Source organism: Streptomyces sp. NBC_01808 (assembly GCF_035917395.1).
Classification (GTDB): Bacteria; Actinomycetota; Actinomycetes; order Streptomycetales; family Streptomycetaceae; genus Streptomyces.
In genome coordinates this window covers 3,907,289-3,923,443 of sequence record NZ_CP109072.1, presented here as the reverse complement: position 1 = coordinate 3,923,443, position 16,155 = coordinate 3,907,289, and the positions used below count along the sequence as shown (strand labels likewise).

The following is a 16,155-nucleotide window of genomic DNA, read 5'->3' as shown; positions in this document are numbered from 1 at the left end:
CTGCGAGGAGCGAGACGCATGGGCACTGACGGGACGCGCATCGAGCCGGCGAGCGTGGCGGACTTCCACCGCGTGCTCGCCGACCACCCCCGCTACTGGGGCGAGCGCGACATGCGCGCGCTGCATCTGCTGGCGATGGTGCAGGAGTTCGGCGACACCTGCCTGGTCGCCCGCGCCGGGGACGGCATCCGCGGCTACGTCTTCGGCTTCGTCACCCCGTCCCGTACGGGATACGTCCACCTGATCGCCACCCGCGACGACGCCCGCGGCGCGGGACTGGGGCGGCGGCTGTACGGCGCGTTCGCGGCGGCGGCGGCGCGGCAGGGGGCGGAGCGGCTGAAGGCGATCACGTCGGTGGCCAACACGGGGTCGCAGGCGTTCCACCGCGGGCTGGGGTTCACGGCGCGGGTGGAGGAGGACTACGACGGGGCGGGGCGGTCGATGGTGGTGTTCGGCCGGGACCTGCCGCTGTAGCCGGCCTCAGCTCCCGCCTCAGGAGCCGGCACCGCGGGAGCCGGAGTCGGGGCAGGCGTCGTTGGCGAGCCGTTCGGCGTCGCCCTTGACGACGTACACCTCCCAGGGCTCACGCCCGGGTCCGTGCACCCACACCGGGCGGGGCGTCACGAGCCGGTTGAGCGAGACGGAATCCGGGTGCACGCTCAGCGCCGTAGCGAACGGCGGGGCGACGGCCGGTCATCGCCGGGATGCGGGGGAAGCGCACTAGATTCGTCCCGACAAGGCGAAGGAACGAGGCCCCCATGCTCACGGCTGTAGCCACCGCGGCCGACGCGCCGCTCACCCTGACCGAACGCGAGGTGCCCGAGCCCGGGCCGGGTGAGGTGCTCGTCAGGATCATCGCGTGCGGCGTCTGCCATACCGACCTGGACCTGCTCCAGGGCCAGTGGCCCATCGCCCGCTTCCCGGTCGTCCCCGGGCACGAGATTACCGGCGAGGTCGCCGCCCTCGGGCCCGGCGTCTCCTGGCCGGCGGTCGGGACGGCGGTGGGCGCGCAGTTCCTCGGGGACTCGTGCCGGCACTGCGACTACTGCGTACGCGGCGAGCAGATCCTCTGCCCCGCGAAGCGGATCACGGGCATCGTCATGGACGGCGGCTACACCGAGTACGCGGTCCTCAAGGCCGACTTCGTCACGCCGCTGCCCGAGGGGCTCGACCCGGTGGCGGCGGCGCCGCTGATGTGCGCGGGGCTGACGGCGTTCAACAGCCTGCGGCAGGCGGGGACCACCGCGAGTTCGCGGGTCGCCGTGATCGGCACGGGCGGTGTGGGGGCGCTGGCGATCCGGTACGCGGTCGCGATGGGCGCCCGCGTCGCAGCGGTGGGGCGCTCGCCGCACGGCGAGGCGGCAGCCCGCGACCTGGGCGCCGAACGCTACATCGCCACCCGCGACACGGATCCCGCCCAGGCGCTACAGGGCTGGGACGGCGGCGCCGACGTGATCCTGAACGCGGCCCCCTCCACCGCCGCGGCCACCGCAACGCTGACGGGCCTGGCCCCGGACGGCACCCTCGTCCTCTGCGGCTACGACGACACCCCGCTGGTCCTTCCCCCGGGCCCGATGGTCCTGAACCGCCTCCACGTCATGCTGAACCCCTCGGGCTCCCCGCACGACGCCCGCGACACGCTGGCGTTCTCGGCGGCGCACGGCATCGTGCCGGACTACACCCCGATCGGCCTGGAGGGCGCGAACGCAGCCCTGGAAGCGATGGCCAAAACCACCCCACCCAACCGCTCGGTCATCACCTTCGCCTGACGGCACGTCGCGGGGCGCACCTGGGGAGGGGGACGGCTGCCCTGCTGCGCGGCGTCGGGTGCGTGGTCGGCCGCGCCAAGACCGTGCCGCTTCTGGGCTGCGGGGATGGGGCTGCTCGGCGGAGAGTGTGGGATTCGAACCCACGGTGACGGGGTACGCCACGCCGGTTTTCAAGACCGGTCCCTTAGGCCACTCGGGCAACTCTCCCTGCCGTCGCTCCGCGGCGGCAGGGACCAAGGCTAGCGGTTCGGGTGGCGGGGTCGCGTGCGGGATGGGGGTGGGGTGTGGGGGTGGTGGGGCGGGGTCATGCGGAGGTGGCGGCGGTGGGGTCCATCCAGAAGATCTCCCACTGGTGGCCGTCCGGGTCGAGGAAGCTGCGGCCGTACATGAAGCCCTGGTCGTTGGGCTCGTTCGCGACGCCGCCGCCCGCGGCCAGCGCCTTGTCGACGATCTCGTCGACCTCCTCGCGGCTGTCGACGCTCAGGGCGAGGATCGCCTCCGTCGACGTGCCGGCGTCCGCGATCTCCTTCTTCGTGAAGCCCTTGAAGAACGGCTCGGTGAGGAGCATCGCGTAGATGCCGTCGGAGATGACGAGGCAGGTGGCGTTCCCGTCGGTGAAGTTCTCGTCGAAGCGGTAGCCGAGGGCGGTGAAGAAGGCCATCGAGCGGTCCAGGTCCTTCACGGGAAGGTTGACGAAGATCTTGTGCGGCATCGTGGTGGCCCCTCTCCGGGCTGTGGTCGTCGGCTCCTGGAGCACGCTTACACAGGAGTAGACGGCGTGGGGGCGGCCAACTCATCGGTGGGTCGGCCCCTCTCCCCGATTTTTTCACCGAGGGCCTCCCGTCTGCGGTTCTGCGGCGGTTCCCCGTCACCTCGGCATGTGTCTCGCCGCCGATGCCACCGTCGCCGTCGCCTCCCGCTCCGGCAGGCCCGTCGTCATCGCGGCGCGGATCAGCGCTTCCGCTACGTCCCGGCCGTGGCCCGTCTCGTACGCGCGGCAGGCTGCCCAGAACAGGCGGGCGTTGCGTTCGCCGGGGTGGGAGGCGGCGACGAAACGGATCAGGGCGTCCGGCCGGCGTTCCTCTCCCGGAGGGTGCGGGGGCGGCGGCGGGGGGTCCGGTGGGGGCGGGGTGAGGAGGCGGAGCAGGGCTCTCGGGGCGGGGGCCGGGGCGCGGGCGGAGCGGGGGGCCAGGCGGTACGTGCCGTGCAGGGTGCGGGAGCCGGGTCCTGCGAGGTAGCCGCCGGTGCCGCGGACGTCGACGCCGGGCGCCAGGCGGCCCACGGAGTTGGGGACTGTGTGGTCAGGGTGGCCCGTGAGCCAGATGTGACGGCCGCCGCCCGGGGTGAGTATCACCACCGTCGGCGGCAGCACGATCCCGTGCGTCGTGAGCAGCGACTCGAACACTCCCCGCGCGTCCGTCCCCGGTTTCACGTCGAGGTCCAGCCCGATCAGGTGATGCGGCGGCCGGCCGCAGGCGATCCCGTACCCCGTCGCCCAGGGTGCGGCGGCGAAGAGGGTGTGTACCGCGTCGGTGTCCGTCGTCGCGTCGTACACGCCGTGGCCGATGCGCCCGCACTCCCCGCGGCAGGGTACCCGCGGCCAGTCAGCGTGGTGCGGGGAGCGGACCGCGGGCTGTTTCGCGCGGGACAGCGGGAAGACGGGCAGGCCGCGGCGGGCGGCGGCCAGCGCGGCGGTGAGGGCGTGGCTGTGTACGGAGCTGTCCATCCCCCTAGTCTCGTACAAGTGTTCGATACGCGAAAGTGGGCGGCTGTGCGGGTTTACCCGCCGCCGATCATGCCTGCGGGGGAAATGGTTGCAGTTCCGCGAATGTCCGGGGGCGCGTGGGAAACGATGCTCTCGCGACGTCGCACAACCGCCGGAGAGCCGGCCGGACCCCGGTCGGCTCCCGGCAACGGAACCGTCTTCCGTTACATAGGAGGAAGCAGATGGCACGCACTCGCACGGCCCGCATCCTGGCCGCGGCAGCTTCACTGCCGCTCGCTGTCGCGCTCTTCGGAGGGGTCGCGCACGCGGACAACGGGGCCGGAGCGTTCGCCAACGACGACTCCCACTCCGCGGTCGTCGGCCAGCTCGGCGGCGTCGGTGACGACAACTTCGGCAACAACGCCCAGACCCAGCAGGTCAACAACGGCGACGGCGGCTACAACGAGTCCAACACCGCCAACGTCCAGGGCTTCGGCAACGCCGTCGACCAGTCGGACACCGTGATCGCCTTCACCAACATCTGGTAAGGCTCACGCAGTTCGGGGTGCTCATGGGGATGGCCGCGCGGCCGCACCGTCACGGTGCGGCCGCGCGGTCGCGTCCGGGGGTGCGGGTCTGCCCTCGGGGTTCGTCCGGCCCGTACGGGCCCGTGCGTTCCGCGTACGTCCCGCGCCCCCGCGCCCCCGCGTCCCGCGTACGGGCCTCCCGCCGCCCTCCGGACGGCCCACCCCTGCGTGTCGCACCGGCCGACCCGCCCGCACGCGCCGTTCACTGCTCGGCATGCTTCCCCGGCCCCGCCGCACCACCCGCCGCCTTCTCGCCCCGCTCCTCGCCGCCGCCGTCTTCGCCGGCGCGCTCACCGGCAGCCCCGCCACCGCCCCCGCCGACGCGGCCACCGCCACCGCCACCGCCAACGCCCCCGCCGCCCCCGCCGCCGTACCCGAAGACCTCCGCGACCCCCGCGACCTCGGCGCCCACGTCTTCCGCGGCCGCGCCTTCGACACCTGCCACACCCCCTCCCGCGCCGCCATGTCCGCCTGGCGCGCCTCCCCCTACGGCGCCGTCGGCGTCTACTTCGCAGGACGCGGCCGCGCCTGCCCCGAGCAGCCGCACCTCACCCCCTCCTGGCTCCGCGCCGTGCACCGCATGGGCTGGCGCGTGCTCCCCCTCTACGTCGGCTCCCAGTCCCCCTGCGTCGCCGCCGACAACAAGGACCACGTACGCATCGACCCCGCCCGCCCCCGCGGCCAGGGCCGCGCCGAGGCGCGCGACGCCGTGCGCAGCGCCCGCGCGCTCGGCATGGCCCCGCGCAGCGCCCTCTACCTCGACATCGAGCACTTCCGCGGCTCCGCGGCCTGCAAGCGCACGACGCTCACGTACATCCGCGCGTGGAACGAAGAGGTGCGCCGCCTCGGCTGGTTCCCCGGGCTCTACAGCAGCGCGAACTCCGGCATCCGCATGATCGAGCGGGCCCGCCGCGCCGGGCAGGACGGCCTGCCGTCCGTGCTCTGGGTGGCCCGCTGGCGCACCGCGCCCACGCTGTACGGTGAGCCGCACGTCGACCCCGCCGCGTGGCGCCCGCACCGCCGGATCCACCAGTACGCGGGCATGGTCGAGGAGCGGCACGGCGGCAAGCGGATCGTCATCGACCGCAACGTCGTGGACGCGCCGGTCGCGATCACGGGTCCCCGGACGTAGTACCCCGAAGGGTCCGCCGGCCGGCCCTCCACCTACGGGAGGTCCGGCCGGCTCGGCACCTACTCCCCCGGGTGGAGCCCGCATCGCGACCTCCGGCCGATCCGCCGACCCGGGTGCCGCTCCTAGCGTGGAGCCATGTCCACAGCCAGCACCACCGACGCCCCCGCGGCGGCGGACACCGCACGACCGCCCTTGCCGACCTTCGCGGCGTACGTGCACCTGCGGGGGGCGGTGCTGCTGCGCACCGCGCGCTCCCTGACCACCAGCCCGTGGGACGCCGAGGACCTGTTGCAGACCGCGCTGGCGCAGACGTATCTGGCCTGGGACCGGATCGAGGACCCGCGGGCCGTCGACGGCTACGTACGCCGCGCCCTGCTCAACACCCGTACCTCGCAGTGGCGCAAGCGCCGCGTCGACGAGTACGCCGCGGGCGACGACCTCCCCGAGCCCACCCCCGTGCCGGGCCCCGACCCGGCGGAGCACCAGGCGATGCGCGACGCGATGTGGCGCGCGGTTCTGCGGCTGCCTGAGCGGCAGCGGGCGATGGTGGTGCTGCGGTACTACGAGGACCTGAGCGAGGCGCAGACGGCGGCCGTGCTGGGGGTGTCGGTCGGGACGGTGAAGAGCGCGGTCTCGCGGGCGCTCGCGAAGCTCCGGGAGGACACGGGGCTGGGGGAGTTGACGCAGGCGGCGTAGGGGTCGCGCCGCGGCTCCCGTAGGGGATGCGCCGCGGGTTTCGTACGGGCCGCGCGGCGGTGCGGGCCACCGAGTTGGTCAAGGGGCGCCGGCGGCACCGACTTTCTCCCCCGACGATCAGGTCGCGCCCCACAGGCGTACGCTCCCGACGGGGGCGACGGAGCCGTCGCCGTTGCCATCGGTGTCGTCGTCAGCGTCGAATTCGCCGTCGCCGTCGAAGTCGGAGTCGTCGCTCTTGTTGGTACCTGCGGCGAGGGTCTTGCCATCGGGGCTGAACGTCACCGAATTCACGGCAGCGGGGTCGAGCGTGTCACGGATCTTCCAGGAATCCGCCGGATCTCCGTGTGCAGGGCGGGCAGGTTCCCGACTTCCTGTGTCCGGATCATCGTTCCAGAGCCACAGGCTCCCGAACCCGAGCAGAATAATCACCGCTGCCGCACATGCTCCTGCCGCCTGTAGCACACGGGTCCGGGACTTTGTAGCTGCCTTGTCGGTGGTCCCGTCGTTGTCCGACCTCACGCCCGCCCCACCTACACCTTTGAGTCGAAGAACCGACGCACCATCACATCGCTCCGATGCTGAGCATCCAATCCCAACAGAAGCAACTGAAAGCAGCAATGGGCCGGTCCAAGCCACCTGTAACCGGGCGATCAGAGTGACACCGCAGGTTCGGGACCGGTCCCGGACCATGCCCTCGGCGCTGCGGCCGGTACATGTCCTCGCGTTCCCTCGCCCCGCGTCGGCCACCAGGTCCAGGACGAGCAGGTTCGCCCAGGACGAGGCGGCGCCGGCCCGGCCGGCGAGGGCAAGAGCCACCGCGGCGAGAGTCGACCGCAACCGCTCCGTCCACCGGCTGTGCCGCCGGGTCAGCCCCGGCAACTGCTCAACGAAAGTCCGCCGAGCCACGAAGACTCCGGACAGAAGAACCGCCGAACTCGCAGTTGCAGGACCACCAGACGTCCCCCACTCGGCACGTCCTTAGGAAACCGCAGGTAAGAGCTGTGCACCTGGGTCGAATCGCTCCCACAGTCCGGGCATGCCGCCCCGGCTGCCGTACTGCAGACATAGTTGCCTATCGCCTCGTGACTCACGTCCAGCGACAGCACCGACACGTCCACGATGGACGATGACAGCAGGCCCTCCAGGCGGGGCGACGTCTCTTCCACGACGCCGCGCTGTCGACCACACCAAGATCGGCCCTGATCATTCTCAGGCAACTTCCCGAAGCCTGATCGGAGCATCAGCCGTCACTCAGCGTGCGCGCATCACGGAAAGCGAGCCAGAACCGAAACTCGTGAGCATTCCGGCCCGACGCTCGCCTCCGAACGCTTCCCAAACCGGTGTCGAAGTGCTGTCCGCTCTCACGCACAGAGCCGGGCCTGCGCGGGGGACGTACACGGGGCTACGCGGGGGGCTACGCGGGCGGACAGTCACCCCTCCCGAGGTAGTGACAAGGTGCGCGGGCACCACGAGAATCGGCGCCACCGTCTACTGGTGCGTAACAGCCGCGTATCTCTGCGTGTCTTACCCCCGGGAGGCCCTCCGTGCTGAGCACGATGCAGGACGTACCGCTGACCATCTCGCGGATCGTGACCCACGGCTCGACCATCCACGGCGCCGCCAGGGTCCTCACCTGGACCGGATCCGGCGAGCCCCCGCAGTCCAGGACCTACGCCGAGGTCGGCGCCCGCGCCGCGCAGCTCGCGTACGCGCTCCGCGACGAACTCGGCGTACGGCAGCAGGAGCCGGTCGGCACCCTCATGTGGAACAACGCCGAGCACCTGGAGGCGTACCTCGCGCTGCCCGCCATGGGCTCCGTCCTCCACACCCTCAACCTCCGCCTCGACCCGCGCCAGCTCGTCTGGATCATCAACCACGCCCGTGACCGCGTCCTCCTCGCCAACGGGACCCTCCTCCCCCTCCTCGCCCCGCTGCTGCCGCACCTCCCCGCCGTCGAGCACGTCGTCGTCGCGGGACCCGGCGACCGCGCGGCCCTCGACGGCACCCACGTCACCGTCCACGACTACGAGGAACTCCTCGCCGGCCGCCCCGAGTCGTACGACTGGGCCGTCCTCGACGAACGCGAGGCGGCCGCCCTCTGCTACACCTCCGGCACCACCGGCGACCCCAAGGGCACCCTCTACAGCCACCGCTCCGTCTACCTGCACTCCCTCGGGGTCCTCGCCGCCGAGTCCTTCGGCATCACGGTCCACGACCTCGCGCTGCCGATCGTGCCGATGTTCCACGTCAACGCCTGGGGGCTGCCGCACGCGGCCTTCATGGCCGGTACGTCCCTGCTGATGCCCGACCGCTTCCTCCAGCCAGGACCGATCGCCGACATGATGGAGACCTGCCGGCCCACCATCAGCGGCGCCGTCCCCACCATCTGGCAGGCCCTGCTCAACGAGCTCGACGCCCGCCCCCGCGACGTCTCCTCGCTGCGCACCGCCATCGTCGGCGGCACCGCCTGCCCGCCCCAGCTCATGAAGGGGTTCGACGAGCGGCACGGCATCCGCGTCGTGCAGGCGTGGGGCATGACGGAGACCTCGCCGCTGGGCTGCATCGCGCACCCGCCGGCCGGTCTCGAACCGGCGGAGGAGTACCCGTACCGGCTGAAGCAGGGCCGCTTCCCCGCCTCCGTGGAGGCGCGGCTGCGCGGCCCCGACGGGAGCCTGCTGCCGAAGGACGGCGAGTCGGCGGGGGAGCTGGAGGTACGCGGGCCGTGGATCGCGGGCGCGTACTACGGCGGCGCGGACGGGGAGCCGTTCCGGCCGGAGGACAAGTTCAGCGAGGACGGCTGGCTGCGCACGGGCGACGTCGGCACGATCACGGCCGACGGCTATCTGACGCTGACGGACCGGGCGAAGGACGTCATCAAGTCGGGCGGCGAGTGGATCTCGTCGATGGAGCTGGAGAACCACCTGATGGCCCACCCCGACGTCGCGGAGGCGGCGGTCATCGCCGTACCCGACGAGACGTGGGAGGAACGGCCGCTGGCGGCGGTGGTGCTGCGCGAGGGCGCGGAGGTGACGGACGAGGAGCTGCGGACGTATCTGGGGGAGCGGATCGCGAAGTGGCAGTTGCCGGAGCGGTGGGCGCGGATCGGTGAGGTGCCGAAGACGAGCGTGGGGAAGTTCGACAAGAAGGTGCTGCGGCGGCGGTACGCGGACGGGGAGCTGACGGTGACGCGGTTGTGAGGGGGCCGGGGTCGAGGGGTGTGCACCCGTGGACGGCCGCCGTGCCGTCTACGTGGTGCCGATCTTGGCCAGCAGGTCGACGATTCGGTTCTGCACCTCGGCGCTCGTCGACCGCTCCGCCAGGAACAGCACCGTCTCCCCCGACCGCAGCCGCGGCAGTTCCGCGCGGTTGATGTCGACGGCCGTGTAGACCACCATCGGGGTCCGGTTGAGCATCCCGTTCGCGTTCAGCCAGTCCACGATGCCCGTACGCCGGCGGCGGATCCGCATCAGGTCCATCACGACCAGGTTCGGCCGGAAGCGCGTCGCCAGGTCCACCGCCGCCTCGTCCGACGTGGCGTGCATGACCTGCATGCCGCGCCGCTCCAGCGTCGCCGCCAGCGCGTCCGCGATGTCGGGGTTCTCCTCGAAGAGGAGCACGCGCGGCGGGTGCTGCTCGCTGTCGCGCGGCGCCAGCGCCTTCAGCAGGACCGCCGGGTCCGCCCCGTACGCCGCCTCCCGCGTCGCCTGCCCGAGACCGGCCGTGACCAGCACCGGTACGGACGCCGCCACCGCCGCCTTGCGCAGCGACTGCAGCGCGGTGCGGGTGATCGGGCCGGTCAGCGGGTCCACGAAGAGACCGGCGGGGGAGACGGAGATCTGCGCGTCCAGCTCCTCGCGGGAGTGGACGACGACGGGGCGGTAGTTGCGCGCGGTCAGCGCCTGCTGGGTGGCGGCGTCGGGCTCGGGCCAGACGAGCAGCCGGCGCGGGTTGTCCAGCGGCTCGGGGGGCATCTCGTCGTCGAGCCGCAGCGGGGTCGTCTCGGGGTCCTGCGCGGCGACCTCGATGACGCCGTGGCGCCCGTCGAGCGGCTCGGGGCCCTCGGCGGCGGAGGCGTCGGGAGCCCCTATGGCGAAGGCGCGCCCGATGGCGTCCCGCCGGGGGGTGGTGCCGGGGCGGGGCGCGGGGCGGTGGGGGGCGTGGGGCGCGTGGGGTGCATGCTGCTGCGGGGGCGCTTCCGCGGGGGGCGGGTTGCCGCCGCGCGGGGGCGCGCCGTCCCCGGGGGACCCGGCGCCGAGGCGGCGCCGGCGGCCGCCGGTGTGCTCGTCGGCGGAGTCGTACGGGTCGTGGGCGGGGGCGTGCGCGGGGTCGCCGGCGGCGTAGGGGTCGTACGCGGAGTCGTGGGCGGGGTCGTACGGGTCGTGGGGGTCGTGGGTTCGGGCTCCGGCGGGGGTGTTCCGGCTGTGGGTGCCGGTGCCGGTGCCGGTGCCGGTGCCGGTGGTCTGGCTGTGGGTGCCGCGGGGGTCCCGGGGGGTGTCCTCGGGGCGGTTCTGGGGACCCGGGCCGTTCCGGGGGCCTTGGCCGCCTTGGCCGCCTTGGGTGCCCTGGCCGCCTTGGGAGGGCGGGCCGCCTTGGCCGCCCTGGGTGCCCTGGCCGCCTTGCGTCGGTGAGCCGGGCTGGTCGACGTAGGCGACGCCCTGCCCGAGGGTGCGCACACTGATGGGGCCCGACTGCTGCGCCGGCAACTCCGGCATCGCCGGGGTCGCGGCGGAGCGGGCGAAGCGGGTGGCGCCGCCGCGGCCGGCCGGGGTCGGGGCGGAGCCGGACGCGGCCGGGCGGGGTCCGGGGGCGTCGGCGGGGGTGGCCTGGGCGTGGGCGGGGTCCGGGGCGTTGCGGGGCGGCGCCTGGGGCGCGGCCGCGGGCGGGGTGTCCTGTGCGGGGACCGTGGGCGGGGCGGGGGTGGCCTGGGCGGCGGCGGGGTCGGCGGTCGCGCGGCGCGGGTCGACGCCGCGGGCGGGGGTCTGCATCCCGTGCCGCGGGTCTACGGGCACGGGGGTGTGGCCGGAGGCGTGGGGGCCGGCGGCGGGGGCCTGGGCGGCTGGGCCTTGGGCGGCGGGGGCCTGCGGGCCGTGCTGGCGGGGGACGTTGCCGCCGTGGGTGCGGGGGTCGCCTTGCGTACGGGGGTCGTCCTGGGCGCGCCGGTCGCGGGGGTCGTCCTGCGGGCGGCCGTCGCCCTGCGTACGGGGGTCGTGCTGGGCGGGCACGGCGGGGGTGGGGGCGCCGCGCCGGGGCTGCGGGGTGTCCGGAGTGCCGTGGCCGGGGTGCGGCGTCTGCGAGGCGCGTACGGTGCGGACCTCGCCCGTGTCGTCGCCGGTGGCGGCGCCGCGGTTGCCGTCGTGGGGGTAGGGGCCGGTGTCGGGGTCCTGCACGGGGCGGCCGGTGCCCCGGCGGGGCCGGGGGGTGTAGGGGGGCGGGGCGTCGTCGTAGCCGCCGGGGTTCTGGGAGCGGGGATGAGGACCGGTGTCCGGGTCGGGGGTCGCGGGACCGGGGGGCAGCGCGGGCGCGGCCTGCGGGGCGTCGGCGGGTGCGGCGGGGCGGCGGCGCCGCCCGGTGGGGTGCTGCGGCTGCGCAGGACCGATACCGCCGGGAGGCACGGGGGTGCCCTGGACGTTCCGTACGCCGGGGTCGGTGGTGCCCTGGGGCAGTTGCGGCGCCCCGGAGTTCTGCCCGGCGGGCAGGGCGGCGGGGTGCCCGGCCCCGCCCCGGTGCCCGGCGGGATCGGCGGGCTCCAGCCGCCCGGCGGAAACCGCGCCACCGGTGTCGCCCTGGGCAACGGAGGGCCCGCGCCAGGCAGTTGCGGGCTCGTCGTACGCCCCGGCCGGGCCGTGGGGGCCGCCGGGTTCTGCGTATCCGCCGGGGTCGCCCTGCGCACGTGCGGGGCCGCGGCCGGGGGGTGTCTCGTCGTACGCTCCGCTGCCGGCCGGGCCGTCGGGGCCCGCGTAGCCGGCGTCGTCGTACTCGCCGGGGGCGGGCGGCCCCGCGTACCCGCCGGAGTCGTTCCGGCTACGGGACCTGCCGTCGCCCGGGTGCGCCGCGTCGTCGTACTCGCCTGTGGCCGGGTCGCCGGGGTCGCCCCGGCCCGCGTAGGCGCCCGGGTTGCCGCGCGTCCGGGGGCCGGGCGCGGCCGAGTTGTCGTACTCGCCCGCCGGGGCGTCGGGGTCCGCGTACCCGCCCCGGTCGTCGCGCGTGCCGGGGCGGCCCGCCGGGGCGTCGTGTCCGCCGGGCAACTGCCGTGCACGGGAAGGGCCGCGGCCCGCGCCGTCGTACTCACCCGGGCCCGCCGTGTACGCGGGCCCGCCCCGGCGACCGCGCGCCGGGTGGCCGCCGGGGGCCGCCGGGTCGTCGTACTCGGCGGGGTCCAGCGGTTCGACGTGGCCGGGGGTGTGGCCCGTACGCGAAGGGTGGTCTACCGGCTCGGCATGCGCACCCGGGCCCATGCGGGCGCCGGGGCCGGTGTGGGCGGTGGGGCCGCCGGGAGGCAAGGGGCCGGGACCGGCCGGGCCGTTGGGGCCGACCGGTCCGCCGGGGCCACCGGGCGCCGCGGGGCCGACCGGCCCGCCCGGCGCGCCGGGTCCGCCCGGTCCTGCCTGACCACCGCCTGGTCCGCCGTGCCCGCCTGGTCCGCCGCGCCCTCCCGGGCCACCCGGACCTCCGGGCCCCATCGGACCTCCGGGCCCCATCGGACCTCCGGGCCCCATCGGGCCGTCCGGTCCCTCGGGCCCATCCGGGCCGTCGAACCCGCCCTGACCGCCGCGCCCGCCCGGGCGACCCCGGCCGCCACGTCCCTGCGGCCCGCCGGTACCGCCCTGACCGCCCGTTCCGTCAGGCCCACTTGGGCCGCCGCGCCCGCCGGGGCCGTGACCCTCGTCGTACGCGTCAGGACCGCCGCCGCGGCCCTCAGGACCGCCGTATCCGCCTGCGCCCGCCGGTACGCCCGGACCGCCGTCACCCTCCGGCCCGGCCGCTCCGCCACGTCCACCAGGGACGCGGTGACCTTCACGCTCACCCGAACCGTCGTACGCACCTTGGCCACCGCGCTCCGCGGGGCCGCCGGGCGCGGCGGGTCCGTCGTATCCGCCCTGGCCGCCGCGCTCTCCGGGGCCACCCGGAGCGGCATGCCCCTCGAAGTCGGCCGGTCCGCCCGGCCCGCTCTCGGGTCCTTCCGGCCCGGCCGGGCCACGTCCTACGGGCCTGCGGCGGCCGCCCGTCGCGGGTTCGCCCGACTCGGGGCGGTCCTGCTGCTGTTGGCTGCCCGGCCCCTGGCCCACGGGCCGGCGGCGACGGCCGCGACCTTGCGTACCGGGGAGGGCGTGCCCGACCGCCGCCGCGCCGGTGTCCACGACGCCGGCCTCGCCCGCGTCGCCCGTACCGCCCGCCGCTGCGCCGGCCCCGTCCTGCGCCCCGTCCTGCGCGCCGTTCCGTGCGCCGTCCGCGTCGCCGCCCCCCGGCGCCGGCGCACCGCTCCCGCCGTCGTACGCGCCCTGCGCCCTCTCCGGCACCGCCCGCCGCCGGCGTCCACCGGCCCCGCTCGTGCCGTGCGGCGGCGTCGGGCCACCGGGAGCCGCCTGCCCGGCGACGCCGCCGACCGCCTCGGGCGCCGCCGCACCCTGCGGCGTACCGTGCCCGGGCGTGTGACCCGGGTCCTGGGCAACCGCCGGCCCACCGGCCTCCGTCGCACCGGCCCCGCGACCGCCTACCGCACCCGCACCGCCGCGCCCCGCACCGTCATCCGCGCCCTGCCCCGGCGGCAGCCCCGCCACCGCGACGCCCTCCGAGGGCGCCCCCGCACCGGGCCCACCGGGAGCCCCGGCACCCGCCGGCACCCCCGCCGCCGGTGTCGCCCCGCGCCGGCGCCGGCCCGTACCCGTGCCCGTACCGCCGACACCCGTACCGCGCGGGGGTGTTCCCGCTCCGTCGCCCGACTCCTCGGCGGGGGGAGCAGCGCGCCGCCGCCGCCCACCGCCCGTGCGCCCGGCAGAACCGCCACCGGCAGCACCGCCACCGGAAGCCCCGCCCCCGGCCGTACCGTCCCCTGCAGCGCCACCCGAACCACCCGCGGACCCGGCCGCCCCACCGGGCACGGCCAACTCGCCCGAAGCTCCCGCGCCACCCGAAGACCCCGACGATCCAGAAGCCCCGGACGACCCCGAAGACCCCGACGCCCCCCGCCCCGGCGCCTCCGCGCCCGGCATGACCGTCGTCTCGTTCCCCGTGTCCCGGCCGCGCCCCGACGTCTCCCGCCCCCGCGCCACCCGCGCCGCAGGACCCGCCGCCTGCACCGGCACCTCCAGCAGATACGCACCGCCGCTCTGCCCCGGCACCTCGTGCGTCTGCAGTATCCCGCCGTGCAGCAGCGCCACGCCCCGCGCAAGCGGCTCGTGCACCGAACCCGCCCCGGTCGCCGCCCCCGCACCGGCGGATCCCGTACGACCGCCACCGACCCCCCGCGGCCCCTGCACCTCTATCCGGACCACATCGCCCCGCCGGGCCGCCGCCACCACCACCGGCGCGTCCGACGCCCCCGCCGTCCGCTGCCCCGTGGCGTCGATCCCCGCGACCTCCGCGATCAGGTGCGCCAGCGCCAGCGCCAGCCACCGCCCGTCCGCCTCGATCTCCATCTGCGGCGCGTGCACCACGAACTGCGCCCGCCCGGGGCCGATCAGCTCGTCCGCACCCTCGGTCGCGGCGTGCACCACGTCCTCAAGGTTCACCGTCTCCATCGCGAGACGCGCCTTGCCGGTGTCCAGCCGCTGGAAGTCGAGCACGCTGTCGATGAGCGCGGTCATCCGCCCGTAGCCGGCGGAGAGGTGGCGCAGCGTCTGGTTGGCCTCGGGCCAGAGCTGCCCGGCCGGGTCGTCGACGAGCGTGTTCAGCTCCGCGCGGAGCGTGTCGAGCGGGCCGCGCAGCGCGACGTCGAGCACCGCCTGCAACTGCGCGAGCCGGGCCTCCAGCGCGTCGCGCCGCCGCCGGTCGGTGAAGGCGAGGACGGCGCCGACGAGTTGGTCGCCGTCGCGCACCGGGGCGGTCGTCATGTCCACCGGCACCGGCTGCCCGTCGCGGCCCCAGAGCACCTGGCCGCGTACGCGGTGCTTGCGCCCCGAGCGCAGGGTGTCGGCGATCGGGGTCTCCTCGTACGGCAGGGGGGTGCCGTCGGGGCGGGAGTGGTGGACGAGGGGGTGGAGGTCGGCGCCGCCGAGTTCGCTGGCGCGGTAGCCGAGGATCTGCGCGGCGGAGGGGTTGACGAGGACGACCTTGCCGGTGGTGTCCGTGCCGACGATGCCCTCGGCGGCGGCGCGCAGGATCATCTCGGTCTGCCGGCGCTGCCGGTGCAGCTCGGCCTCGACCTCGGCGGAGCCCGTGAGGTCCCGTACGACGAGCATCAGCAGCTCGTCGCCCGTGTAGTGGTGGCCGGGCGCGTACGGGGACTCGCCGCCGGGGCCGTCCTCCAGGTCGGCGCTGGTGACCTCGGCGGGGAAGGCGCTGCCGTCGGTGCGGCGGGCGGCCAGGCGCAGCGGCTTCGTCCGCTCCTCGGGGCGCAGCCCCGCGTCGGGCGCGACGGAACCGGCGGAGTCGCCGCGGGGGCGGCGCATGGAACCGGGGATGAGCTGCGGGTCGAAGTCCGGCAGCAGGTCGAGCAGCCCGCGGCCGACGACCGCCGCGCCGGGCCGCTCGAAGGTCTCCAGCGCGACGCGGTTGGCGGCGACGACGGTGCCGTTGGTGTCGACGAGGAGCAGCGCGTCGGGGAGCGCGTCGAGTATGGCGGCGAGGCGAGCAGCGCCTCGGGATGGCCGGCTGCTCACGACGAACTTCCTCCTCGACGACCGTTCTTGCTGTGCGGTGCGGCCTGCCTACGCGCCGTCGCGCTTCCCGTACGCACCGCGTTCACCCCGTGCGCGCCGGTGGCCGTGCCACGAGAGGAGTCTACGGTCCCCCGTTGCCCGGGGGACGGCGGATGAGAATCGTCACGCCGCCACCACAACTCCGCCGGGTGCCACCGGGGAGCGGCCGGAGGGGCCCGGCGGCCGTGCCGTCCGCCGAACGGTACGGGCAGTACGGCCCAGCGCGGCAACTGCCCGGCGCCGGCGGCAGGGTAGGTGAAGAACGGAACCGGGGGACGGGCGGCACGAAGACGGAACGCGACGATTCCGGCAGCCGGGAAAGCCGCGCGCCACCGCCCTGGCGTCGGTCGCGCCGCCGTTCGTGCTGCTGGTCGTCGGCGGTTTCTTCACCGGCTGGACACAGATCCCG

Annotated in this window: 12 protein-coding genes and 1 tRNA gene; 6 read left to right on the top strand and 7 right to left on the bottom strand. The window is 75.4% G+C overall.

Annotation, left to right across the window (positions count from 1 at the left end; all coding sequences use genetic code 11):
- Positions 1-18: 18 nt before the first annotated feature.
- Positions 19-474: a GNAT family N-acetyltransferase gene (locus tag OG946_RS17025; protein ID WP_326796941.1), complete on the top strand. Its 456-nt coding sequence runs from the start codon at positions 19-21 to the stop codon at positions 472-474.
- A gap of 18 nt (positions 475-492) precedes the next feature.
- Here OG946_RS17025 and OG946_RS17020 read toward each other — a convergent pair whose 3' ends face one another.
- A complete protein-coding gene (locus OG946_RS17020) occupies positions 493-657 on the bottom strand; it encodes a hypothetical protein (protein WP_442814392.1) in 165 nt (54 codons plus the stop codon).
- 101 nt (positions 658-758) lie between these two features.
- On the opposite strand from OG946_RS17020, the gene OG946_RS17015 reads away from it, so the two are divergent.
- Positions 759-1,769, top strand: a complete 1,011-nt coding sequence (locus OG946_RS17015) for an alcohol dehydrogenase catalytic domain-containing protein (protein ID WP_326796940.1) — start codon at positions 759-761, stop codon at positions 1,767-1,769.
- Positions 1,770-1,888: 119 nt separating this feature from the next.
- Here the strand turns inward: OG946_RS17015 and OG946_RS17010 are convergent.
- From OG946_RS17010 to OG946_RS17000, 3 genes are all read right to left on the bottom strand, one after another.
- Positions 1,889-1,976, bottom strand: a tRNA-Ser gene (locus tag OG946_RS17010).
- A gap of 97 nt (positions 1,977-2,073) precedes the next feature.
- On the bottom strand, positions 2,074-2,481 hold the full coding sequence (locus OG946_RS17005) for a VOC family protein (protein WP_326796939.1): 408 nt from the start codon (positions 2,479-2,481) through the stop codon (positions 2,074-2,076).
- Positions 2,482-2,637: 156 nt separating this feature from the next.
- A complete protein-coding gene (locus OG946_RS17000) occupies positions 2,638-3,495 on the bottom strand; it encodes a bifunctional DNA primase/polymerase (protein ID WP_326796938.1) in 858 nt (285 codons plus the stop codon).
- A gap of 221 nt (positions 3,496-3,716) precedes the next feature.
- On the opposite strand from OG946_RS17000, the gene OG946_RS16995 reads away from it, so the two are divergent.
- From OG946_RS16995 to OG946_RS16985, 3 genes are all read left to right on the top strand, one after another.
- Positions 3,717-4,022, top strand: coding sequence for a hypothetical protein (locus OG946_RS16995; protein ID WP_206337702.1), 306 nt, complete (start codon positions 3,717-3,719; stop codon positions 4,020-4,022).
- Positions 4,023-4,275: 253 nt separating this feature from the next.
- The gene (locus OG946_RS16990) at positions 4,276-5,193 is read left to right on the top strand and encodes a glycoside hydrolase domain-containing protein (protein WP_326796937.1); all 918 of its coding nucleotides are present in this window, start codon (positions 4,276-4,278) and stop codon (positions 5,191-5,193) included.
- Positions 5,194-5,328: 135 nt separating this feature from the next.
- The gene (locus OG946_RS16985; protein WP_326796936.1) at positions 5,329-5,889 is read left to right on the top strand and encodes a SigE family RNA polymerase sigma factor; all 561 of its coding nucleotides are present in this window, start codon (positions 5,329-5,331) and stop codon (positions 5,887-5,889) included.
- Positions 5,890-6,006: 117 nt separating this feature from the next.
- On the opposite strand, the gene OG946_RS16980 is transcribed toward OG946_RS16985, so the two are convergent.
- Complete coding sequence (locus tag OG946_RS16980) at positions 6,007-6,318, bottom strand: hypothetical protein (RefSeq protein WP_326796935.1); 312 nt, start codon at positions 6,316-6,318, stop codon at positions 6,007-6,009.
- Between the two features lie 437 nt (positions 6,319-6,755).
- A complete protein-coding gene (locus tag OG946_RS16975) occupies positions 6,756-7,130 on the bottom strand; it encodes a transposase family protein (RefSeq protein WP_326796934.1) in 375 nt (124 codons plus the stop codon).
- Positions 7,131-7,433: 303 nt separating this feature from the next.
- Here OG946_RS16975 and OG946_RS16970 point away from each other — a divergent pair, with 303 nt between their 5' ends.
- Positions 7,434-9,086 carry a long-chain fatty acid--CoA ligase gene (locus tag OG946_RS16970; protein WP_326796933.1) on the top strand — a complete coding sequence of 551 codons (1,653 nt, stop codon included), beginning with the start codon at positions 7,434-7,436 and terminating at the stop codon, positions 9,084-9,086.
- Positions 9,087-9,134: 48 nt separating this feature from the next.
- Here the strand turns inward: OG946_RS16970 and OG946_RS16965 are convergent, their stop codons facing one another.
- The gene (locus OG946_RS16965) at positions 9,135-15,707 is read right to left on the bottom strand and encodes a PAS domain-containing protein (protein WP_326796932.1); all 6,573 of its coding nucleotides are present in this window, start codon (positions 15,705-15,707) and stop codon (positions 9,135-9,137) included.
- Positions 15,708-16,155: the final 448 nt, after the last annotated feature.